This is a genomic window from Serratia sp. PL7, from assembly GCF_945957435.1.
Map to the genome: position 1 here is coordinate 216195 of NZ_CAMFLB010000012.1, position 21270 is coordinate 237464.

22 protein-coding genes are annotated in these 21270 nt (G+C 58.9%); 13 read left to right on the plus strand and 9 right to left on the minus strand.

Annotated features, from left to right (window positions below; genetic code table 11):
* Window positions 1-25 precede the first annotated feature (25 nt).
* On the plus strand, window positions 26-2167 hold the full coding sequence (locus N6G83_RS34290) for a lysine decarboxylase LdcC (protein ID WP_025304026.1): 2142 nt from the start codon (window positions 26-28) through the stop codon (window positions 2165-2167).
* A gap of 4 nt (window positions 2168-2171) precedes the next feature.
* Here the strand turns inward: N6G83_RS34290 and N6G83_RS34295 are convergent, their stop codons facing one another.
* Window positions 2172-2717, minus strand: a complete 546-nt coding sequence (locus tag N6G83_RS34295) for a MarR family winged helix-turn-helix transcriptional regulator (protein ID WP_025304025.1) — start codon at window positions 2715-2717, stop codon at window positions 2172-2174.
* A gap of 147 nt (window positions 2718-2864) precedes the next feature.
* On the opposite strand from N6G83_RS34295, the gene N6G83_RS34300 reads away from it, so the two are divergent.
* From N6G83_RS34300 to N6G83_RS34335, 8 genes are all read left to right on the plus strand, one after another.
* Entirely contained in the window at window positions 2865-3098 is a 234-nt protein-coding gene (locus tag N6G83_RS34300) for a glutaredoxin domain-containing protein (protein WP_025304024.1), read from the plus strand.
* 110 nt (window positions 3099-3208) lie between these two features.
* Window positions 3209-3598 (plus strand): VOC family protein, encoded by a 390-nt coding sequence (locus N6G83_RS34305; RefSeq protein WP_025304023.1) that lies wholly within the window; start codon window positions 3209-3211, stop codon window positions 3596-3598.
* Between the two features lie 89 nt (window positions 3599-3687).
* Window positions 3688-5244 carry a lysine decarboxylation/transport transcriptional activator CadC gene (gene cadC, locus N6G83_RS34310; RefSeq protein ID WP_089181232.1) on the plus strand — a complete coding sequence of 519 codons (1557 nt, stop codon included), beginning with the start codon at window positions 3688-3690 and terminating at the stop codon, window positions 5242-5244.
* Window positions 5245-5613: 369 nt separating this feature from the next.
* A complete protein-coding gene (cadB, locus tag N6G83_RS34315) occupies window positions 5614-6957 on the plus strand; it encodes a cadaverine/lysine antiporter (protein ID WP_025304021.1) in 1344 nt (447 codons plus the stop codon).
* Between the two features lie 95 nt (window positions 6958-7052).
* Window positions 7053-9191, plus strand: coding sequence for a lysine decarboxylase CadA (gene cadA / locus N6G83_RS34320; RefSeq protein ID WP_043139919.1), 2139 nt, complete (start codon window positions 7053-7055; stop codon window positions 9189-9191).
* A gap of 68 nt (window positions 9192-9259) precedes the next feature.
* A complete protein-coding gene (gene dtpD / locus N6G83_RS34325) occupies window positions 9260-10705 on the plus strand; it encodes a dipeptide permease DtpD (protein WP_049296148.1) in 1446 nt (481 codons plus the stop codon).
* Between the two features lie 56 nt (window positions 10706-10761).
* The gene (gene tilS, locus N6G83_RS34330) at window positions 10762-12078 is read left to right on the plus strand and encodes a tRNA lysidine(34) synthetase TilS (protein ID WP_260516160.1); all 1317 of its coding nucleotides are present in this window, start codon (window positions 10762-10764) and stop codon (window positions 12076-12078) included.
* A 12-nt stretch (window positions 12079-12090) separates the two neighbouring features.
* Window positions 12091-12408 carry a c-type cytochrome gene (locus tag N6G83_RS34335; protein ID WP_373275578.1) on the plus strand — a complete coding sequence of 106 codons (318 nt, stop codon included), beginning with the start codon at window positions 12091-12093 and terminating at the stop codon, window positions 12406-12408.
* 50 nt (window positions 12409-12458) lie between these two features.
* On the opposite strand, the gene rof is transcribed toward N6G83_RS34335, so the two are convergent.
* On the minus strand, window positions 12459-12722 hold the full coding sequence (rof, locus tag N6G83_RS34340; protein WP_004931991.1) for a Rho-binding antiterminator: 264 nt from the start codon (window positions 12720-12722) through the stop codon (window positions 12459-12461).
* Complete coding sequence (locus N6G83_RS34345; RefSeq protein ID WP_004931993.1) at window positions 12709-12909, minus strand: YaeP family protein; 201 nt, start codon at window positions 12907-12909, stop codon at window positions 12709-12711. Before N6G83_RS34345 ends, rof begins: the two co-directional genes overlap by 14 nt.
* A 213-nt stretch (window positions 12910-13122) precedes the next feature.
* On the opposite strand from N6G83_RS34345, the gene N6G83_RS34350 reads away from it, so the two are divergent.
* The 3 genes from N6G83_RS34350 to nlpE are packed head-to-tail and all read left to right on the plus strand — an operon-like array spanning window position 13123 to window position 14801.
* Window positions 13123-13671 (plus strand): YaeQ family protein, encoded by a 549-nt coding sequence (locus N6G83_RS34350; protein ID WP_025304016.1) that lies wholly within the window; start codon window positions 13123-13125, stop codon window positions 13669-13671.
* A gap of 3 nt (window positions 13672-13674) precedes the next feature.
* Window positions 13675-14088, plus strand: a complete 414-nt coding sequence (arfB, locus tag N6G83_RS34355; RefSeq protein ID WP_004931997.1) for an alternative ribosome rescue aminoacyl-tRNA hydrolase ArfB — start codon at window positions 13675-13677, stop codon at window positions 14086-14088.
* 29 nt (window positions 14089-14117) lie between these two features.
* Entirely contained in the window at window positions 14118-14801 is a 684-nt protein-coding gene (gene nlpE, locus N6G83_RS34360; RefSeq protein ID WP_260516161.1) for an envelope stress response activation lipoprotein NlpE, read from the plus strand.
* 60 nt (window positions 14802-14861) lie between these two features.
* Here nlpE and proS read toward each other — a convergent pair whose 3' ends face one another.
* The 6 genes from proS to metN all read right to left on the minus strand — a co-directional run bounded on the left by proS (window position 14862) and on the right by metN (window position 20448).
* Entirely contained in the window at window positions 14862-16580 is a 1719-nt protein-coding gene (proS, locus tag N6G83_RS34365; RefSeq protein WP_089196204.1) for a proline--tRNA ligase, read from the minus strand.
* 112 nt (window positions 16581-16692) lie between these two features.
* On the minus strand, window positions 16693-17400 hold the full coding sequence (gene tsaA / locus N6G83_RS34370; RefSeq protein ID WP_033644898.1) for a tRNA (N6-threonylcarbamoyladenosine(37)-N6)-methyltransferase TrmO: 708 nt from the start codon (window positions 17398-17400) through the stop codon (window positions 16693-16695).
* Window positions 17397-17801, minus strand: coding sequence for an Rcs stress response system protein RcsF (gene rcsF, locus N6G83_RS34375; protein ID WP_025304011.1), 405 nt, complete (start codon window positions 17799-17801; stop codon window positions 17397-17399). Before rcsF ends, tsaA begins: the two co-directional genes overlap by 4 nt.
* A gap of 114 nt (window positions 17802-17915) precedes the next feature.
* Window positions 17916-18731 carry a MetQ/NlpA family lipoprotein gene (locus N6G83_RS34380; protein ID WP_025304010.1) on the minus strand — a complete coding sequence of 272 codons (816 nt, stop codon included), beginning with the start codon at window positions 18729-18731 and terminating at the stop codon, window positions 17916-17918.
* 39 nt (window positions 18732-18770) lie between these two features.
* Window positions 18771-19424: a methionine ABC transporter permease MetI gene (locus N6G83_RS34385; RefSeq protein WP_004932010.1), complete on the minus strand. Its 654-nt coding sequence runs from the start codon at window positions 19422-19424 to the stop codon at window positions 18771-18773.
* Window positions 19417-20448: a methionine ABC transporter ATP-binding protein MetN gene (gene metN / locus N6G83_RS34390; RefSeq protein ID WP_004932012.1), complete on the minus strand. Its 1032-nt coding sequence runs from the start codon at window positions 20446-20448 to the stop codon at window positions 19417-19419. The genes N6G83_RS34385 and metN overlap by 8 nt, the downstream gene beginning before the upstream one ends.
* 188 nt (window positions 20449-20636) lie before the next feature.
* On the opposite strand from metN, the gene gmhB reads away from it, so the two are divergent.
* Window positions 20637-21200 carry a D-glycero-beta-D-manno-heptose 1,7-bisphosphate 7-phosphatase gene (gmhB, locus tag N6G83_RS34395; RefSeq protein ID WP_025304009.1) on the plus strand — a complete coding sequence of 188 codons (564 nt, stop codon included), beginning with the start codon at window positions 20637-20639 and terminating at the stop codon, window positions 21198-21200.
* Window positions 21201-21270: the final 70 nt, after the last annotated feature.

Sequence of the window (21270 nt, forward strand, 5' to 3'; positions counted from 1 at the left end):
GGCCGTTAACTGACAGGAGCTGCCGATGAATATCATCGCCATCATGGGCCCGACGGGCGTCTACTACAAAGATGAGCCGATCCGCGAGCTCCACGCTGCGCTGGCCACCATGGGATTCCAACTGGTGTACCCCAAAAACAGCGGTGACCTGCTGAAGCTGATCGAAGCCAATGCCCGCATCTGTGGGGTGATCTTCGACTGGGACGACTACAGCCTGGAGCTGTGCAGCGAGATCAACGAGCTGAACGAATACCTACCGCTGTACGCCTTTATCAATACCCACTCCACCTTCGACGTCAGCCTGCATGAAATGCGCATGGTGCTCTATTTCTTCGAGTATGGCCTGAATGCGGCGGACGATATCGCGCAGCGCATCCAGCAGTACACCGCAGAATATATTGATACCATTACGCCGCCGCTGACCAAGGCGCTGTTCAACTACGTGCGCGAAGGGAAGTACACCTTCTGCACGCCGGGCCACATGGCCGGCACCGCGTTCCAAAAAAGCCCGGTGGGCTGCCTGTTCTATGACTTTTTCGGCGCCAATACCCTGAAGGCCGACATTTCGATTTCAGTCACCGAGCTCGGCTCGCTGTTGGATCACACCGGGCCGCACCTCGAGGCCGAAGAGTATATTGCGCGTACTTTCAACGCCGAGCAGAGCTATCTGGTTACCAACGGCACCTCCACCGCCAACAAGATCGTCGGCATGTATTCGGCGCCGGCGGGCAGCACGGTGCTGATCGACCGCAACTGCCACAAATCGCTGTGCCACTTGCTGATGATGAGCGATATTGTGCCGATCTATCTGCGCCCGCTGCGCAACGCCTACGGCATCCTTGGCGGCATTCCGCAGCGCGAGTTCACCCGCGCCAGCATCGCCGCTCGGGTGCAGGAGACCCCGAACGCCACCTGGCCGGTGCATGCGGTGATCACCAATTCCACCTATGACGGCCTGCTGTATAACACCGACTACATCAAGCAGACGCTGGCAGTGCCGTCGATCCACTTCGACTCCGCCTGGGTACCTTACACCAACTTCCATCCGATTTACGACGGCAAGAGCGGCATGAGCGGCGATCGGGTGCCCGGTAAGGTCATCTACGAAACTCAATCCACCCACAAGCTGCTGGCGGCCTTCTCCCAGGCCTCGATGATTCATATCAAGGGCGACTACGACGAGAGCACCTTCAACGAAGCCTACATGATGCACACCACCACCTCGCCGCACTATGGCATTGTGGCATCGATGGAGACCGCCGCCGCCATGCTGCGCGGCAACCCGGGGCGCCGCTTGATCAATCGATCGGTGGAGCGCGCGCTGCATTTTCGCCGTGAAGTGCAGCGGCTGCGCGAGGAGAGCGACAGTTGGTTCTTTGACATTTGGCAGCCGGAGGAGATCGATGAGGCGCAGTGTTGGCCATTGGATCCTGACGATAACTGGCACGGCTTCGGCCAGACCGATCGCGATCATATGTACCTCGATCCGATCAAGGTGACGATCCTGACGCCGGGCATGAACGAGCTGGGTGCGCTGGAGGAAGAGGGGATCCCGGCGGCGCTGGTGGCGAAGTATCTCGACGAGCGCGGCATCGTGGTGGAGAAGACCGGGCCGTACAACCTGCTGTTCCTGTTCAGCATCGGCATCGACAAAACCAAGGCGATGAGCCTGTTGCGCGGCCTGACTGATTTCAAGCGCGCCTACGATCTCAACCTGCGGGTGAAGAATATGCTGCCGGATCTGTACGCCGAGGATCCGGATTTTTATCGCCATATGCGTATCCAGGATCTGGCTGCCGGCATTCATCGGCTGATCCGCCAACACGATCTGCCGCGCCTGATGCAGCGGGCGTTCGACGTGCTGCCTGAAATGAAGCTGACGCCGCACCAGATGTTCCAGGAGCAGGTGCGCGGCAATGTGGAAACCTGCGAGCTGGATCAGTTGGTGGGCAAGGTGGCGGCCAATATGATCCTGCCTTATCCGCCGGGCGTGCCGCTGGTGATGCCGGGAGAAATGATCACCGAAGAGAGCCGGGCGGTGCTCGATTTCCTGCTGATGCTGTGCTCTATCGGTGAGCGCTATCCCGGTTTTGAAACCGACATCCACGGCGCCAAACTGACGGAGGACGGGCGCTATCTGGTGAAGGTGTTGAAAGCGCCAGCATAATCGTTTAGGCGAATTCTCGGCAGATCAGGTTCACGCTGTCGAGCGGCAGCGGTTCCTGTGTCAGGCCGCAAAACGGTTGGCCATTGCGCTGCTGGTGATAGCGGCAGCGGTGGCATTCGCCGAACAGCGCCGCATTTTCCTGCCGCTGCAGTTGGCGCAGCAGCTGGGTTAACAGCGCCTGCAACTGTTCGCCGTCCTGCTGCATGGCGTCTTGCGCCTGCTGCAGATAGGCAGGAGGAAACAGAGTCTCCATTAAACTTCGCGATTTTTCTGTCAGCCGCAGCCGCACGCTGCGGCGATCCTTTGCGTCCGCCGTGCGGGCGATCATGCCGTTCAGCTCCAGCTTTTTCAGCGATTGGGACACCGTTCCCTTGGTCAGGCCAAGGTATTCCGCCACGGCCATCGGCGTGTTGGAGTAATGATTACAGCGTGCCAGATAGTAGAGCGCGCTCAGCTGCACCGGCGGCAGGCTTTCCAATTCTTCGTGGCTGCGCAGCCAGCTGCGTTGCAGGCTATTCAGGCGTTCAAGCAGATCAAACAGTTTTAGCATCGTATCCTCATCAGGCTGCGTAAATAGTATCGATTAAAAACTATATTGACAAGTCATTGATGCTGGCATACTGTTCAAATTGTTTCGATTCGAAACAATATGGGTAAGTAAACGTGCCCGAAACCGTCAATACCAAGGAGAATGAGGATGACTAAGGCCGTGTTTTATCATGCCGGCTGCCCGGTATGCGTGAGTGCCGAACAGCAGCTGTTGGGACTGTTGAGCGATAACGTGCAGGTGGAAGTGGTGCACCTGGGGGAACGCCCAACGCGCGTGGCGGAAGCTGAGCGCCTCGGCGTGCAGAGTGTACCGGCGCTGGTGGTCGATGGGCAGGTGCTGCACATCAACTTCGGCGCGGCGTTGGCGGATCTGAAGGCCTGAGACGCCGTGTGCTGAATCATGCCCCGCGGCAATCCGCGGGGTTTTTGCCGTTGACGTCATCGCCGCCGCCGGATACCGTGCCCCATCAGAATGAACAGGAGAGGGTTTCTATGCTGGGATTACGTCAGGTGCATCACATTGCGATCATTGGCGCGAACTACGCTGCCAGTAAGCATTTCTATTGCGATATTCTCGGTTTTACCCTGCTGAGTGAAGTTTACCGCGAGGAGCGCGACTCCTGGAAAGCGGATCTCGCGCTCAACGGACAATACACTATCGAACTGTTTTCTTTCCCTTCGCCGCCGGCCCGCGTCAGCCGCCCGGAGGCCTGCGGCCTGCGCCATCTGGCGTTCAGCGTTGACGACATCGATCGGGCCATCGCCCATCTGCAGGCGGCCGGCGTTGCCTGCGAACCGGTGCGCGTCGATCCCTACACCCAATCCCGCTTTACCTTTTTCAGCGATCCTGATGGTTTACCGTTAGAATTATACGAGAGTTAACGGCTTAATCGCCTCCCGGCGGCCACAGCCGGGGGCGGTTATGCTATGATCGCGCCCTTGCCCTACATGCCTACAGAGTTATTTCCGCCATGCAAGAGCCTGCTTTTCGCGTCGGGGAGTGGCTGGTTACCCCTGCCGACAACACCATCAGCCGAGACGGCCGCCAGAAAACGCTGGAACCGCGCCTGATCGACATGCTGTGCTATTTCGCCCGGCACCCCGATGTGGTGCTGAGCCGCGACGAGCTGATCGACAACGTCTGGAAGCGCAATATCGTCACCAACCACGTGGTGACCCAATGTATTTCAGAGCTGCGCAAATACCTGAAAGACGGCGACAGCGACAGCCCGGAATATATTATCACCGTGCCCAAGCGCGGGTATAAGCTGGCGACGTCGGTGATATGGTGTGAAGAGGGCGAGACGCAACCTGCTCCCGCACAGGCGCCGCAGATCGCGGTGATCATGCATGAGCCGGAAGACGGCAGCGATGACGACGACGAGACGCCGTACGTGCCGCCGAGCCGGCCCCGAACGCCGGTCGCCGCGCCTGGCGAAAAGAAGCCGCGCTTTTATCTCCGCTCGACGTTCTGGGTGTGGCTGGCGTTTCTGGCGGCGCTCAGCGTCTGCGTGGCGTTTGTCGGCATCGCCACGCTGTCGCAGCGCGTGCCGGTTTCGACCATGCCGGTGCTGCTCAACCCGCGCGATATCGATATTCGCATTCAGGGCGGCGAGAGCTGCAGCAACTGGATGCCGCAGCTCTCTTATGTGGTGGGCGTCAGCGAGCTGATCACCGATTCGCTGAACACCTACTCGACCTTCCTGGTGCACGACCAGACCAACTATAACTATTCCGGCCCCAGCAACTCGGGCAAGTCGCTGTATATCGAGTTCGTCAATCAGCGCCACTACCGCGCCCAGCAGTGTTTCCTGTCCGTGCGGCTGGTGGATAACGCCGACAGCTCAATCATGTTGGACAAGCGTTACTTCATTACCGCCGATAACCAGCTGAAGATCCAAAGCGATTTCCTCGCCAGCCTGTCCACGGCGCTGAAGCAGCCCTGGCCGCCGCAGTTGGAGCAGCGTCTGGCGCAGCTGCTGCCCGACAACGGGCCGCTGCTGCAGCGCTTCTACCAGGCACATCAATTGTTGATCCACGGTGATGCCGATTCGTTGACTCGCGCCAGCGCTCAGCTGAGCGAGCTGATTAAAAGCGCGCCGAATTTCCACTACCTGCTGGCGGAAAAGGCGCTGGTGGATGTGCTGCGCAATTCTTACCAACCGTTCGACAGCCAGGCCTTGGCACAATTGCGCGCCGATATCAGCCATCTGACGACGATCCCCGAATTGAAAAACACGCCGATCATGCAGCAAGTTCTGGCGGTCGATGCGTTGGCGCAGGGGCGCATTGACGAGGCGCACCGGGCGATCGATCTGGGGATTGAGTTGCAAATGTCGTGGCTGAATTATGTGTTGCTGGGCAAAGTGTATGAAATGCAGGGGCAGAATCATTTGGCGGCGGATTCTTATATTACCGCGTTCAATTTGCGCCCCGGTGAGGATACCTTGCATTGGATCACCAATGGCGTATTCCAGACGTCATTGACCAACGTGGTGCCTTATTTAAATAACTACCAGCACCAATAATTAACCGATACTACGCCGCCATTATTCTCCGGGAATGCTGTCGGCGTTATTTATTGGTGAAGACATGTTGCGCCATTGTGTTATTTTGCTGCGTAATATTGTTCCTTTTCTGTCGTTTGTTATTCATTATTAACCTGGGCATCATTCTGTTTTTAAACGATGTTTATCTTTTCTTTAGCAAACCTTTTTATCTTGATGTGTTAATCAAAAACCTCAGGTTATCATTTGTATGATCATGAGCGTAATCTCACTTTATCTTTAGGACTTTATTCCCCCCGATGGTTAGCATCCTGACTATCAAGCCGGCTCATTAAAATCTTTTATTTATGGGTGTGGCTTATAAGAAACGTAAATCAGGAGAAACTGACCATGGCTTCACCCAAGAAAATAGGGCTTATTGCCTGCACCGGCGTCGTCGCCGGCAATATGATGGGGAGCGGGATTGCCTTATTGCCCGCCAACCTGGCGAGTCTCGGATCCATCGCCATTTGGGGGTGGGTGATCTCGATTATCGGGGCGATGTCGCTGGCCTATGTGTATGCCCGTCTCGCCACCAAAAACCCGCAGCAGGGCGGCCCTATCGCCTACGCCGGTGAAATTTCCCCGGCCTTCGGTTTCCAGACCGGCGTGCTTTATTACCATGCCAACTGGATCGGTAACCTGGCCATCGGCATTACCGCCGTTTCTTATCTCTCCACCTTCTTCCCGGCGCTGAACAACCCGATACCTGCCGGTATCGCCTGTATCGCCATCGTGTGGGTCTTCACCTTCGTCAACATGCTGGGCGGAACCTGGGTCAGCCGTTTGACTACCCTGGGCCTGGTATTGGTGCTGATCCCGGTGATCGTGACCGCCACCCTCGGCTGGCACTGGTTTGACGCCGCCACCTACCAGGCTAACTGGAATACCTCCGGCACCACCGACAGCCATGCGGTCATCAAAAGTATTCTGCTGTGCCTGTGGGCGTTCATCGGCGTGGAGTCCGCAGCGGTCAGCACAGGCATGGTGAAAAACCCGAAACGCACCGTGCCGCTGGCGACCATGCTCGGCACCGGTTTGGCGGGCATCATCTACATCGCCGCCACCCAGGTGATCAGCGGCATGTTCCCGGCGTCTGAAATGGCCGCCAGCGGCGCGCCGTTCGCCATCAGCGCCTCGGCGATTATGGGCAACTGGGCCGCACCGATGGTTTCCGCGTTCACCGCCTTTGCCTGCCTGACCTCGCTCGGGTCATGGATGATGCTGGTCGGCCAGGCCGGGGTGCGCGCCGCCAACGACGGCAACTTCCCGAAAGTGTACGGCGAGCTGGATAAAAACGGCATTCCGAAAAAAGGCCTGCTGCTGGCCGGCTGCAAAATGACCGCGCTGATGGTGCTGATCACCCTGATGAGCTCCGCCGGCGGCAAGGCTTCCGACCTGTTCGGCGAGCTGACCGGCATCGCGGTGCTGCTGACCATGCTGCCTTACTTCTATTCCTGCGTAGATCTGATCCGCTTCGAAGGGGTCAACGTGCGCAACCTGCTGAGCCTGATCGCTTCGGTGTGCGGCTGCGGCTTCTGCTTCATCGCGCTGATGGGCGCCAACTCATTCGAACTGTCCGGCACCTTTATCATCAGCCTGATTATCCTGATGTTCTACGCCCGGAAAATGAATACCCGCCAGGCTGCCAACGCAGCGGCGGTCGATGAAAACACCACGGCCAAAGCGCACTGATTCGCGTCCGCTGACCGACTGAATTTACCCAGCCCCTTTCTTTCCGACCTGTCAGCCGCGACGGGAAGGGGCTTGCTTTGCCAGGAGAAATGCATATGAACGTTATCGCCATCATGAATCACATGGGTGTCTACTTCAAAGAAGAGCCTATCCGTGAACTGCATCAGGCGCTGGAAAGTCTGGATTTCCGCATCGTTTACCCTAACGATCGCGAAGACCTGCTGAAACTGATCGAGAACAACGCCCGCCTGTGCGGGGTGATCTTCGACTGGGACAAATACAACCTGGAGCTGTGCGAAGAGATCAGTCAGCTGAACGAGTACATGCCGCTGTACGCGTTCGCCAACACCTATTCCACGCTGGACGTCAGCCTGAACGATCTGCGCATGCAGGTGCGCTTCTTCGAATATGCGCTCGGCGCGGCAACCGACATCGCCGCCAAGATCAAACAGAACACCGACGAGTATATCGACACCATCCTGCCGCCGTTGACCAAGGCGCTGTTTAAATACGTGCGCGAAGGCAAATACACTTTCTGTACGCCGGGCCACATGGGCGGCACCGCGTTCCAGAAGAGCCCGGTGGGCAGCCTGTTCTACGATTTCTTCGGCCCGAACACCATGAAGTCGGATATTTCGATTTCGGTGTCCGAACTGGGGTCGCTGCTGGATCACTCCGGCCCGCACAAAGAGGCGGAGGAGTACATTTCCCGCGTGTTCAACGCCGAACGCAGCTACATGGTCACCAACGGCACCTCCACCGCCAACAAGATCGTCGGCATGTATTCGGCGCCGGCGGGCAGCACGGTGCTGATTGACCGTAACTGCCACAAGTCGCTGACTCACCTGATGATGATGAGCGACATCACGCCGATCTACTTCCGCCCGACCCGCAACGCCTACGGCATCCTCGGCGGCATTCCGCAGAGCGAGTTCCAGCGCGCCACCATCGCCAAGCGCGTGAAGGAGACCCCGAACGCCACCTGGCCGGTGCACGCGGTGATCACCAACTCCACCTATGACGGGCTGCTGTACAACACCGACTTTATCAAGAACACCCTGGACGTGAAGTCGATCCACTTCGATTCCGCCTGGGTGCCTTACACCAACTTCCACCCGATCTATAAAGGCAAGTGCGGCATGAGCGGCGGCCGCGTGGAGGGCAAGGTGATCTACGAAACCCAGTCCACCCACAAACTGCTGGCGGCCTTCTCGCAGGCTTCGATGATTCATGTGAAGGGTGACATCAACGAAGAAACCTTCAACGAAGCCTACATGATGCACACCACCACCTCGCCGCACTACGGCATCGTGGCGTCGACCGAAACCGCCGCGGCGATGATGAAAGGCAACGCCGGCAAGCGCCTGATCAACGGCTCTATCGAGCGCGCGATCAAGTTCCGCAAAGAGATCAAACGCCTGAAAGTCGAGTCCGACGGCTGGTTCTTCGACGTCTGGCAGCCGGAGCATATCGATGAGCCGGAATGCTGGCCGCTGCGCTCCGACAGCGCCTGGCACGGTTTCAAGAACATCGACAACGAACACATGTATCTGGACCCGATCAAGGTCACCATTCTGACGCCGGGGATGAGCAAGGAAGGCGAGATGCAGCCGTTCGGTATCCCGGCCAGCATCGTGGCGAAATACCTCGACGAACGCGGCATCATCGTCGAGAAAACCGGGCCGTACAACCTGCTGTTCCTGTTCAGCATTGGCATCGACAAAACCAAGGCGCTCAGCCTGCTGCGCGCGATGACCGACTTCAAACGCTCGTTCGATCTGAACCTGCGGGTGAAAAACATGCTGCCTTCGCTGTATCACGAAGCGCCTGATTTCTATGAAAACATGCGCATTCAGGATCTGGCGCAGAACATTCACCGCCTGGTGGAGCAGCACAACCTGCCGGACCTGATGTACCGCGCGTTCGAAGTGCTGCCAACCATGGTGATGAATCCGTACCAGGCGTTCCAGAAAGAGCTGCACGGCGAAGTGGAAGAGGTCTATCTGGAAGAGATGGTCGGCAAGGTCAACGCCAATATGATCCTCCCATACCCACCGGGCGTGCCGCTGGTGATGCCGGGCGAAATGCTGACCGAAGAGAGCCGGCCGGTGCTGGAGTTCCTGCAGATGCTGTGCGAAATCGGCGCGCATTATCCGGGTTTTGAAACCGACATTCACGGCGCCTATCGTCAGGCGGACGGACGTTATCGGGTGAAAGTGCTGAAGGCGAAATAACCGCAGCCAATAAGAGGGGAGGCGCTCGCGCTTCCCCTTTGCCGTTCACCGACTGATGGGAGACCTCCATGAAAACACCCTCACAGCCGCGCGCAATCTACTATGTCGTAGCGATACAAATTTGGGAATATTTCAGCTTTTACGGCATGCGTGCGTTATTGATCCTCTATCTGACCCACCAACTCGGCTATACCGACAGCCACGCCATCGATCTCTACAGCGCTTACGCTTCGTTAGTTTACGTCACTCCTATTCTTGGCGGCTGGCTCGCCGACCGCCTGCTGGGCAACCGCGTCGCGGTGATCGCCGGCGCGGCCCTGATGACCCTGGGGCATATCGTGCTTGGCCTGAGCGCGGTCTCCGCCCAGTCGCTCTATCTGGCGCTGGCCATCATCATCTGCGGCTACGGCCTGTTCAAATCCAATATCAGCTGCCTGCTGGGCGAGCTGTATCCGGCGCAGGACTCGCGCCGCGAAGGGGGCTTCTCGCTGCTGTACGCCGCCGGCAACGTCGGATCTATTCTGGCGCCGATCGCCTGCGGGTTGGCGGCCGAACGCTATGGTTGGCACGTCGGCTTTGCGTTGGCCGGGATCGGCATGTTCGCCGGTCTGGTGATTTTTCTGCTGGGCGGACGCCATTTCCGCCACACGCGCGGCGTGAATGCACCGCTGATGCGCGCCAGGAGTCTGGGCTTGCCGCACTGGGGATGGCTGCTGGCGGCGCTGCTGGCGTCGCCGCTGTTCTTCACGCTGCTGTTTGAACGTGGCTGGGCCGGCTATTTGCTCGGGTTGGTGTGCGTGGCGGCGGTGGTGCTGGTGGCGCGCATTATGCTGCGCGCGGACGCCGGCCAGCGCAGGGGGCTGTGGCAGATCGTTGTGCTGATGCTGCTAGGCACGCTGTTCTGGGCCTTTGCCCAGCAGGGCGGCAGCTCCATCAGCCTGTTTATCGATCATTTCGTTGACCGGCGCTGGTTCGGCTGGACGGTGCCGACCGCTTTGTTCCAGTCGGTTAACGCCTGTGCGGTGATGCTGGGCGGCGTGGCGCTGGCCTGGCTGGCGAGTGGCGATGGCGATCGCACGCTGCGCATCTGGTGCAAGTTCGCCTTCGGTCTGCTGTTGATCGGCGCCGGCTTTACGCTGATGGCGCTCAATACGCGGCTACACGGGCCGGGCTCGATGGGGCTGATGATCGCCGGTTTGGCGGTGATGGGCTTTGCCGAACTGTTTATCGATCCGGTGGCGATGGCGCAGATCACCCGGCTGAATATCCCCGGCGCCACCGGCGTGTTGACCGGTATCTATATGCTGGCGACCGGTTCGATCGCCAACTACCTGGCGGGCATCATCGCCAATCAGACCGCCGAGGACCACATCGAAGGGGCGGCGATGCAGGCGTATGGCCGCATTTTCGCCCAGATCGGCTGGGGAGCGGCCGGATGTGCGCTGGCGGTGATCGCGGTGCTGGGCGGCTGGTGGCTGCTGACGCGACGCCAGGCCCGGACGGTTAATGCTTGATTGATGGCGGTAGGCGGGGTTAACGTGCAGCTATGTAGAAGTGACAAAGCCTACCGATGGATACTGATCAATTAACGACGCAGGTGGCGGACCAGCTGGGCGCGCAGCAGCGGCTGCTGGTGGCGTTCAGCGGCGGCCTGGATTCCAGCGTGCTGCTGCATCTGCTGGCGGCGTTGCGCCGCCAACGTCCGGCGCTGCAGCTGCGTGCGCTGCACGTGCATCATGGCCTGAGCGCCTTTGCCGACCGTTGGGTTGAGCATTGCCGCAGCCGGTGTGCCGACTGGCAGATCCCGCTGACGGTGACGCACGTGCAGGTAGATGCCCGCCAGGGCGGCATCGAAGCGGCGGCGCGTGTGGCGCGCTATGCCGCCTTCAGCGCAGCATTGGCGGAGGGCGAAGCGCTGCTCACCGCCCAACACCTTGACGATCAAAGCGAAACCTTCCTGTTGGCGCTCAAGCGCGGCAGCGGGCCGGCGGGGTTGTCGGCGATGGCGGCGCGCGCCACGCTGGGCGAGCACCTGCTGTTGCGGCCGCTGCTGGGCTGTTCGCGTCAAACGCTGGAAAATTACGCGCAACGCCACGGCTTGGCCTGGATAGACGACGACAGCAATCAGGACACGCGCTTCGATCGCAATTTCCTGCGGTTGCAGGTGTTGCCGCAGCTCAACCAGCGCTGGCCGCACTTCGCCTCGGCGGTAGCGCGCAGCGCCGGCCTGTGCGCCGAGCAGGAGCAACTGCTGGACGAACTGCTGGCGGAACCGCTGCAAAGCCTGTTGGCGGCAGATCGCTCATTGGCGATTGACGGCCTGACCGACTGTTCGCCGGTGCGGCGCTTCGCTTTGCTGCGGCGCTGGATCGCATTGTTTAACGTCACCATGCCGGCGCGTGAGCAGCTTCAGCGCCTGTGGGAAGAGGTGGCGCTCAGCCGGGAGGATGCCGAACCGCAGCTGCAGCTCGGCGCCTATCAGATTCGCCGTTTCCGCGGCCGATTGCACCTGTTGCCGCCGCTGGCGGCGCTGCGCGATGTGCATCTGCCCTGGCAGCCCGACCAGCCGCTGACGTTGCCGGACGGGCTGGGGCAGTTGATTGCCGGTGAGGGCGAGCTGGTGCTGCGCGCACCGCAGCCATCGCAACAGGTCAGCGTTCGGTTCGGCGGCGTGCAGGGTGCGGTGCGCATCGTGGGGCGCGTCCATTCGCGGCCGATAAAAAAACTGTGGCAGGAGCTGGGTATTCCTCCCTGGCAGCGTGAACGCATCCCGTTGATTTATTATGATGAGCAGTTGATCGCCGCGCTGGGCGTATTCGTCTGTGAGGCGGGGCAGGTGCCGGAAGGCGAACGCCCGTGGCGATTGCGCTGGGAAAAAAAATCATAATCGCGAGGAGCAATGATGAAGTTTATGGGGATCACGCTGTTGGCCGCCGGCCTGTTCAGCCTGCCGGCGTTGGCGGCGGGGGATGCGGCGGCCGGTCAGGCGAAAGCCGCCGCCTGTGCGGCCTGCCACGGCGCGCAGGGCAAGGTGACGGTGCCGATGTACCCGAATCTGGCCGGGCAGAACGCCATGTACCTGCAGCACGCGTTGCAGGCGTATAAGAAAGGGGAGCGCAACGGCGGCCAGGCCGAGGTGATGAAGGCCTACGTGTCGGGGCTGTCGGATGACGATATCGCCGATCTGGCGGCCTATTACGCCAGCCTGAAGCCTTAAATGACGAGGGCAGCCGTTGGGCTGCCCTGTTGGGATGGGGTTACCGCTGCTCAGTCCGACAGACTGACGACCACGGTACCGATTTCCGGATGACTGAAACTGCTGATATGGTCCAGGCGCAGGTCGCGCTGCTGGCCGTTCTGTTCGATGGTCAGATACTCAACGCGTTTCTTTTGCAGCAGGTCGATCGCCTTGGCCTCGATCACTTCTCCGTCGCGTAACTCCAGCTTCAGAATAAGTTTATGCTGACAGGCGAGTTCCAGGTTGTCGTAGTCATCGCAATTGATGGGTTGGTACTCATCATTCATCAACATAGTCGCTCACCAATAAGTTAGCGGCGGCAAAGGCCGCCTGTTCCCTAACGGAGGACGGTAGCGCATCGTTCGCTGCGACATCGTCCAATGCCTTTAACGCACAAGCCAGCGCATCAGGCACGTAGCCAAGATCTCCACTGCCAATCTCGGCGTAAGTACGGCGTACTAACTCACAGTATTGTTGCACAGTTTCCTCCCTTAAGAACCTCTGCATCATCAAGACTACTATCGCGATGAGGCGCAGGCTCTCGGAGTTTTATCCTATCCTAGACGACTATAGCACAGCTGTTATGGAGTTATCAGCACCCCGGCACGCCTTTCGCACTGCCGCGGCCTGGCCGCGCTGGCGGGGTTTGGCCCTGATCAAGTACACTGTCGCCGGATAATAACGAGGTCACCCATGGCGCTGAAAGCAACCATTTATAAAGCCGCGGTCAATATTGCTGATATGGATCGTCACTTCTACCACGACGCCACGCTGACGCTGGCGCAACACCCGTCCGAAAATGAGCAGCGCATGATGCTGCGCCTGTTGGCCTGGATCTGTCATGCCGACGAGCGGTTGGTGTTCACCAAAGGGCTGAGCGCCGACGACGAGCCGGAGATCTGGCAGCGCAACGACCACAACGGGCTGGAAATGTGGATCGAGATGGGATTACCCGACGAAAAACGCATCCGCAAGGCCTGCAACCAGTCGCCGCGCGTGGTGTTGTACGCTTACGGCGAGCGCGCTGCGCACGTGTGGTGGCAGGGAATGCAGGGTAAGGTGGCCGGCTACAAGAACCTGAGCGTGCGTTTCCTTGACGACGAGCAGTTGGCGCGCCTGACGGCATTGGCCAGCCGCACCATGACGCTGCAGGCAACGCTGCAGGAGGGAACTATTTGGCTGTCCGATGCTCAGAATAGTCTGGAAATCCAGTTTGCCGAGTGGCAGCAGGCACAGGTGTAACCGGTGCTGGAACTGTCAAGAAACGTAGCCATACCGGATAATGAACTGGAATTGACGGCGATCCGCGCACAGGGCGCGGGCGGCCAGCACGTGAACAAAACCTCAACGGCGATCCATTTGCGCTTTGACATCCGGGCATCCAGCCTGCCAGAGTATTATAAGGAAAGGCTGCTGGCGCTGAATCATCATCTCATTACCGCTGATGGCGTAGTGATTATCAAGGCGCAAGAGTATCGCAGTCAGGAATTGAATCGCGAAGCGGCGTTGGCCCGGCTGGTCGCGCTGATTCAGCAGGCGATGGTGGTGGAAAAAACGCGCAAGGCGACCAAGCCGACGAAAGGAGCGAAACTGCGTCGCCTGGAAGGCAAGACGCGTAAAGGCGCCACCAAGGCGCTGCGTGGCAAGGTTCGCACTTAGGAATACATGAACACAGTAGGAGAATAACTGTGAAGAAAATTACGATAGCCCTGTTCTTGGCGGCAGGCGCACTCTCGTTGTTGGGATGCAACAATCATTATCAGCCGAAGGAACAACCGCTGCAGGCGATGCCGCAGAGTTATCAAGGATTGTTGCCTTGCGCCGATTGCGGCGGTCTGGACACGGCGCTGTTCCTGGATGAGGACGGCACCTTTGTGCTGCAGGAAACCTACCGCGACACCAAAGACGGCGATCAGACATTTGCCGACTACGGCAAATGGGCGCGCACTGCGGATAAGCTGGTGCTGACCGACAGCACCGGTGAAAAACGCTACTTCCGCCCGGTGGGCAAGAGCCTAGAGATGCTGGATCGCAGCGGCGTGCCGATCGCCTCCAAGCTGAACTATCGCCTGGAGCCGATTGAAAAACCGTTGCCTAAAACGCCGATGGTGATGAAAGGCAGTTACACCTATATGGCGGATGCGGCAGTTTTCAAGGACTGCGCTACCGGCATCACGTTCCCGGTGGATAACAACATCGCGCTGGAGCAAGGTTACGCCAAAGCCAACAAAAATGCCGGCGAGCCGGTGTTCCTGACCTTCAATGCGCATTTCAGCGTGCAGCCATCGATGGAAGAAGGGCAGATAGAGAAGGCGGTGGTACCGGACGGCAAAATCGCGTTCGACCGCAGCAAAAACTGCAGCAGCAAGTAAGCGTTTTCGGATATAAAAAAACCCGCCTAGGCGGGTTTTTTATTTTCTGGCGTTCGTCGCTCAGCGTTTGATCTGGCCCAGCAGGAAATCAACGATTTCGCCGGTTTTGATCATTTGCTTCTCGCCGACGCGGCGGTTCTTGTACTCGATCTCTTCGTTGTCGAGGTTACGGTCACCGATAACGATAGAGTGCGGCACGCCGATCAGTTCCATATCCGCGAACATCACGCCCGGACGCTCTTTGCGGTCATCGAGGATCACGTCGATGCCATGGGAGCGCAGGGTGTTGTACAGCTCTTCGGCGAGCGCCTGCACGCGGAACGACTTGTGCATGTTCATCGGCAGAATAGCGACCTGGAACGGCGCGATAGCGTCCGGCCAGATGATGCCGCGTTCGTCGTGGTTCTGCTCGATGGCGGCGGCCACAACGCGCGTGACCCCGATGCCGTAGCAACCCATGGTCAGTACCTGGTTACGGCCATCTTCGCCTTGCACGGTCGCTTTCATCGCTTCCGAATACTTGGTGCCGAGCTGGAAGATATGGCCCACTTCGATGCCACGTTTGATCAGCAGCGTACCCTGACCGTCCGGGCTGGCGTCGCCTTCCACCACGTTACGGATATCGGCCACCTGCGGCAGCGGCAGATCGCGCTCCCAGTTGATGCCGAAGTAGTGTTTGCCGTCAACGTTGGCGCCGGCGCCAAAGTCGCTCATCGCCGCCACGCTGCGGTCAGCTACCACCGGCATCGGCAGGTTGACCGGGCCGAGTGAACCCGGGCCGGCACCGACGATGGCGCGAATTTCTTCTTCGGTGGCGAAGGTCAGCGGCGTGGCAACCAGCGCCAGCTTCTCTGCCTTGACTTCGTTCAGCTCGTGATCGCCGCGCACCAGCAGAGCGACCAGCTTGTGGCCGCTCTCTTCGGTGGCGCGTACCATCAGCGTCTTCACGGTTTTTTCCACTGGCAGCGCGAATTGCTCGACCAGCTCGGCGATGGTTTTTGCGTTCGGGGTATCTACCAGGCGCAGCGCTTCGCTGGCCGCCGCGCGCGGAGCCGCCGGCGCGACCGCTTCCGCCAGCTCGATGTTGGCGGCGAAGTCGGAACCGGTGGAGAACACGATATCGTCTTCACCGCTGTCTGCCAGCACCTGGAATTCGTGCGACGCACTGCCGCCGATCGAGCCGGTATCGGCCTGCACCGGGCGGAAATCCAGGCCCATGCGGCTGAAGATTTTGCTGTACGCTTCGTACATCGCGTCGTAAGTCTCCTGCAGAGACTCCTGCGAGGTATGGAAGGAGTAGGCATCCTTCATCAGGAACTCACGGGAACGCATCACGCCGAAACGTGGGCGCACTTCATCACGGAACTTGGTCTGGATCTGGAAGAAGTTCAGCGGCAGCTGCTTGTACGAGCTGATCTCGTTGCGGATCAGATCGGTAATCACTTCTTCATGCGTCGGGCCCAGCACGAAAGGACGGTCACCGCGGTCGACGAAGCGCAGCAGCTCGGGGCCGTATTGCTCCCAACGGCCGCTTTCCTGCCACAGGTCGGCAGGCTGAACCACCGGCATGGACACTTCGATCGCATTAGCATTGTTCATTTCTTCGCGAACGATGTTTTCAACCTTCTTCAGAACGCGCAGGCCGGTCGGCAGCCAGGTGTAAAGACCGGAGGCCAGCTTGCGGATCATCCCGGCGCGCAGCATCAGCTGGTGGCTGATCACTTCGGCGTCGGCAGGTGTCTCCTTCAGAGTGGAGAGCAGATATTGGCTAGTACGCATGGTGTTTTGGTTCCGTTAGAACTGCAAATTGCATCGGGCTGCCAGAGTGGCGGCCAAAAAGTGATTTAGTTTACCAGCGCGAGCGGGTCGCCAAAAGAGAGGCGGCGGAATTTTAACGCGGGTCGAGCGACAGCACTTCGGTGTGGCCGTCTACGACGCGCCAGCGCACGTTGAAATCCAGCAGCCAGACGGCGTAATCCCGTTCGACGTCCTCTCCTTTACGATAGGCGGGACGGGGGTCCTGTGCCAGCACCTGGCTGATAAAACGCCTTAATTGCGGGTAGCGCGCCTGATGTTGCTGCAGCTGCTGTTCCGCCTGCGGCGCGAAACGCACCGGCATATCGCCGGCGGGCGCGGCCTGGGCAAAGCCGGCGCGGGCCTGCGGTTGGCTCTCGGCGAACGGCAGATAAGGCTTGATGTCCACCACCGGGGTACCGTCGACCAGATCGAGGCTGCCCAGTTCCAGCGCCACTTCCCCGTTTTTCACCCGTACGCCTTTGAGCTCAATGAGCGACATGCCGAGCGGGTTGGGGCGGAAGGTGGAGCGGGTGGCGAACACGCCCATGCGGGCATTGCCGCCTAAACGCGGTGGGCGTACCGTCGGGCGCCAGCCGCCTTCCATGGTTTGATGGAAAATGAACATCACCCACAGATGGCTGAAATCGCTGAGACCGCGAACCGCTTCCGCCTGGTTGTAGGGCGGTAGCAACAGCAGTTCGCCGCCACCGTCTTCGACCAGCCCCGGTTGGCGGGGCACGGCGAATTTCTCTTTATACGGCGAGCGGATCACGCCGATCTGCTCGAAAACGAATTCGGTCATTTGGACGAGACGTTAAGCGCCGAGCCCTGGCAGACGGCCTGCTGATAACAACCGGCGACGCCGCTGACAATCTGGCAGTCGTGCAGCAGCACGGCGTTGGCCTTCATGTAAGACGCGCGGATTTGCATGCGTTTACGGGCGGTAGCCAGATTCGGTGGGGAGTCTTGTACGGTGGTTTGGCACGATTCGCCGGACACTTCACCCAGATCGCGGAACGGTTTACCCACGAGTTCTTCTGCACTTTTATACAGTTTTACCGGAGCGGGGCGGGCGGCCGGCGTGGTCTTGGCCGGGGCGGTCGTGGTCGGCTTGCTGGTGCTGTTTGTTGAGGATGGCGCGATACGTTGCGATGAACATCCGGCCAGCGCGAGCGCTAACAAACAGAGAGGTAAAACACGCATTGAGATTCCTCTGCCTTAATGAAAGTGGCGCTATTGAAGCAATCTATGGCGGAAATAACAAGACGGGCCTTGGCCCGTCTTGCAATTATAGGAATAAAATTGGTGAATAAGCGCTTACCAGCCTTTCACCGCACCGCCGTTGAAGATTTTGTTGGCGGCGGCGTCAACTTCGTCAGACTGATAGGCCTGCACGAATTTCTTCACGTTTTCCGCATCTTTGTTATCTTCGCGCGCAACCAGCAGGTTGACGTAAGGCGAGTCTTTATCTTCCACGAACAGACCGTCTTTCGCCGGCGTAAGGCCGATCTGGCTGGCGTAGGTGGTATTGATCACCGCCAGCGCGATCTGCTGATCGTCCAGAGAACGTGGCAGCTGAGGCGCTTCCAGCTCAACCAGCTTCAGGTTTTTCGGGTTCTCGGTCACGTCCAGCACGGTCGGCAGCAGGCCAACGCCGTCTTTCAGCTTGATCAGGCCGACTTTCTGCAGCAGCAGCAGCGAGCGGCCCAGGTTGGTCGGATCGTTCGGCAGTGCGATCTGAGAACCCTCTTTCAGTTCGTCCAGCGATTTGATTTTCTTGGAGTAACCGGCGATCGGGTAAACAAAGGTGCTGCCGACCGGCACCAGCTTGTAGCCGCGATCTTTGATCTGCTGATCCAGATAAGGCTTGTGCTGGAAGGCGTTCAGGTCGATATCGCCTTTGCTCAGCGCTTCGTTTGGCAGCACGTAATCGTTGAAGGTGACCAGCTCGACGTCCAGACCGTATTTCTCTTTCGCCACTTTCTGCGCCACTTCAGCCACTTGCTGCTCTGCGCCGACGATCACGCCGACCTTGATGTGGTTTGGATTCTTTTCATCCTGGCCACAGCCCGCCAGAGCCAGAGTGCCGATCAGTGCGCCAATTGTCGCGATGGATTTAAATGTTAACGACATATCCCTTCCTCATTAGACTCGCATTAATATGCTGTGAAACTATTTATGGGTAACGGCTTTGACGATGCGATCGCCGCAGAATTGGATCAGATAAACCAAAACTACCAGTAATACTAATACGGTATTCATAACTGTGGCGTTATAACCGATATAACCGTATTGGTAACCGATTTGGCCCAGACCGCCGGCACCGACCGCGCCGCCCATGGCGGAGTAACCCACCAGGGTGATTAGGGTGATGGTCGCGGCGTTGACCAGGCCAGGCAGGGCTTCCGGCAGCAACACTTTCTTGATGATCTGCATCGGCGTGGCGCCCATGGCGCGCGCCGCTTCCACCAGACCGGACGGGATCTCCAGCAGGGCGTTTTCCACCATGCGCGCGATGAACGGCGCGGCGCCCACGGTCAACGGCACGATGGCCGCCTGAAGACCGATCGAGGTACCGACGATCATGCGGGTAAACGGAATCATCCAAACCAGCAGGATAATGAACGGGATGGAACGGAAGATGTTCACCAGCCCGGACAGGATCTTATACAGCGAATTGTTGGCGATGATCTGCCCAGGGCGGGTCACATACAGCAGCACGCCTACCGGCAGGCCGAGCACGAAACCGAAGAAGCCGGAGACAAAGGTCATCATGACGGTTTCCCACACGCCACGCGCCATCAACCACATCATTGCCTCAGACATAACCCAGAACCTCTACTTTTACCTGATTTTCTTGCAGGAACTTAATCGTCGCCAGCGCGTCTTCGTCGCTGCCGTGCAGCTCCGCCAGCATCACGCCGAATTTCACGCCGCCGGCATAATCCATCTGGGCGCTGATAATGTTGTTGTTCACGTTGAAGCGGCGAGCGGCTTCAGACAGCAGCGGCGCATCGACCGACTGGCCGGTGAATTCCAGGCGCAGCAGCGGCTGACGGTCGCCCTGGCGCTCCGGCGACAGGCGCGCGGCGTAGTCGTCCGGAATATCCAGATGCAGCGTGGACTGAATGAACTGTTGGGCCAGCGGGGTTTTCGGGTGTGAGAACACTTCGCTGACGCTGTCTTTTTCGATCAGTTGCCCCTGGCTGATGACCGCGACCTGGTCGCAGATGCGTTTCACCACGTCCATTTCATGGGTGATGAGCAGAATGGTCAGGCCCAGACGGCGGTTGATGTCTTTCAGCAGTTCCAGGATGGAACGGGTGGTGGCCGGATCCAGCGCGCTGGTGGCTTCGTCGCACAGCAGCACTTTGGGGTTACTGGCCAGCGCGCGCGCGATCGCCACGCGCTGTTTCTGGCCGCCGGACAGGTTGGCCGGATAGGCGTCGTGTTTGTCCGCCAGGCCGACCAGCTCCAGCAGTTCGGTCACGCGCTTTTTGATCTCGGCGCGCGGCGTATTGTCCAGCTCCAGCGGCAGCGCGACGTTGCCGAACACTGTGCGGGAAGAGAGCAGGTTGAAGTGCTGGAAGATCATGCCGATTTGGCGACGGGCGCGCGTCAGTTCGCTTTCCGACAGCGAAGTCAGATCCTGACCGTCGACCAGGACCTGGCCGGACGTAGGGCGCTCAAGCATGTTGGCGCAGCGAATCAGCGTGCTTTTACCGGCGCCGGAAGACCCGATAACGCCATAGATTTGCCCGGCAGGGACGTGAAGGGTCACGTCAGAGAGCGCGGTAATGGTGCGCGAACCCTGCTGGAACACTTTAGTGATGTTAGAAAGTTTAATCATATTCTTCTTATTTTAGCGTGGTTGCCCGTGGCTAGATAAAAGTAAACCTCGGCGTGGAACCAAGGTATGGATCAGATGTTAAGGCGTCTAGACGTCTAAGTCAACGGCCAGCGACGTTCTCCGGCGTTCTCAGTGCGGGGTAAAACATGCGATACTGTCAGCGTATTCAGCCCCTCAGGAGCAAAGCGGTGACACAAAGCGTTCCAGCAATTTTTCTCGATCGTGACGGTACGATTAATGTTGACCATGGTTATGTCCATGAAATCGACAATTTCCACTTTATTGACGGCGTGATTGACGCCTGTCGCGAACTTAAAAAGATGGGCTTCGCGTTGGTGATGGTGACCAACCAGTCCGGCATTGCGCGCGGCAAGTTCAGCGAAGACCAGTTTATGTACCTGACCGAGTGGATGGACTGGTCGCTGGCCGATCGCGATGTCGACTTCGACGGCATCTATTTCTGCCCGCATCATCCGGAGGCGGCAGTAGAGGAGTATCGTCAGGTGTGCGACTGCCGTAAACCGCAGCCGGGCATGCTGTTGCAAGCACAGCAGGAATTGAACATCGATATGGCCGCTTCTTATATGGTGGGGGATAAACCGGAAGACATGCAGGCGGCGATCGCGGCCGGCGTCGGCACCAAGGTGCTGGTGCGTACCGGCAAGCCGGTGACGGAGCAGGGCGAAAAGCTGGCCGATTGGGTGCTAAATAGCCTGGCGGACCTGCCTGCAGCCATCAAAAAGCGGGTTTAATAGGCGTTACGAATGAATAGTGAGCGGTCAGATAAAAAATGCATATTAACGCTTGTCATTCTGAACCGGC

Bases quoted from the DNA above. Each gene is read 5' to 3' on its own strand.
- cadB (WP_025304021.1), top strand. From the start codon at position 5,614: ATGGCTTCACCCAAGAAAATAGGGCTTATTGCCTGCACCGGCGTCGTC.
- N6G83_RS34300 (WP_025304024.1), top strand. From the start codon at position 2,865: ATGACTAAGGCCGTGTTTTATCATGCCGGCTGCCCGGTATGCGTGAGT.
- rof (WP_004931991.1), bottom strand. From the start codon at position 12,722: ATGTTGATGAATGATGAGTACCAACCCATCAATTGCGATGACTACGAC.
- N6G83_RS34335 (WP_373275578.1), top strand. From the start codon at position 12,091: ATGATGAAGTTTATGGGGATCACGCTGTTGGCCGCCGGCCTGTTCAGC.
- tilS (WP_260516160.1), top strand. From the start codon at position 10,762: ATGGATACTGATCAATTAACGACGCAGGTGGCGGACCAGCTGGGCGCG.
- rcsF (WP_025304011.1), bottom strand. From the start codon at position 17,801: ATGCGTGTTTTACCTCTCTGTTTGTTAGCGCTCGCGCTGGCCGGATGT.
- cadC (WP_089181232.1), top strand. From the start codon at position 3,688: ATGCAAGAGCCTGCTTTTCGCGTCGGGGAGTGGCTGGTTACCCCTGCC.
- proS (WP_089196204.1), bottom strand. From the start codon at position 16,580: ATGCGTACTAGCCAATATCTGCTCTCCACTCTGAAGGAGACACCTGCC.
- N6G83_RS34295 (WP_025304025.1), bottom strand. From the start codon at position 2,717: ATGCTAAAACTGTTTGATCTGCTTGAACGCCTGAATAGCCTGCAACGC.
- N6G83_RS34350 (WP_025304016.1), top strand. From the start codon at position 13,123: ATGGCGCTGAAAGCAACCATTTATAAAGCCGCGGTCAATATTGCTGAT.
- dtpD (WP_049296148.1), top strand. From the start codon at position 9,260: ATGAAAACACCCTCACAGCCGCGCGCAATCTACTATGTCGTAGCGATA.
- metN (WP_004932012.1), bottom strand. From the start codon at position 20,448: ATGATTAAACTTTCTAACATCACTAAAGTGTTCCAGCAGGGTTCGCGC.
- N6G83_RS34380 (WP_025304010.1), bottom strand. From the start codon at position 18,731: ATGTCGTTAACATTTAAATCCATCGCGACAATTGGCGCACTGATCGGC.
- tsaA (WP_033644898.1), bottom strand. From the start codon at position 17,400: ATGACCGAATTCGTTTTCGAGCAGATCGGCGTGATCCGCTCGCCGTAT.
- N6G83_RS34305 (WP_025304023.1), top strand. From the start codon at position 3,209: ATGCTGGGATTACGTCAGGTGCATCACATTGCGATCATTGGCGCGAAC.
- N6G83_RS34290 (WP_025304026.1), top strand. From the start codon at position 26: ATGAATATCATCGCCATCATGGGCCCGACGGGCGTCTACTACAAAGAT.
- cadA (WP_043139919.1), top strand. From the start codon at position 7,053: ATGAACGTTATCGCCATCATGAATCACATGGGTGTCTACTTCAAAGAA.
- N6G83_RS34385 (WP_004932010.1), bottom strand. From the start codon at position 19,424: ATGTCTGAGGCAATGATGTGGTTGATGGCGCGTGGCGTGTGGGAAACC.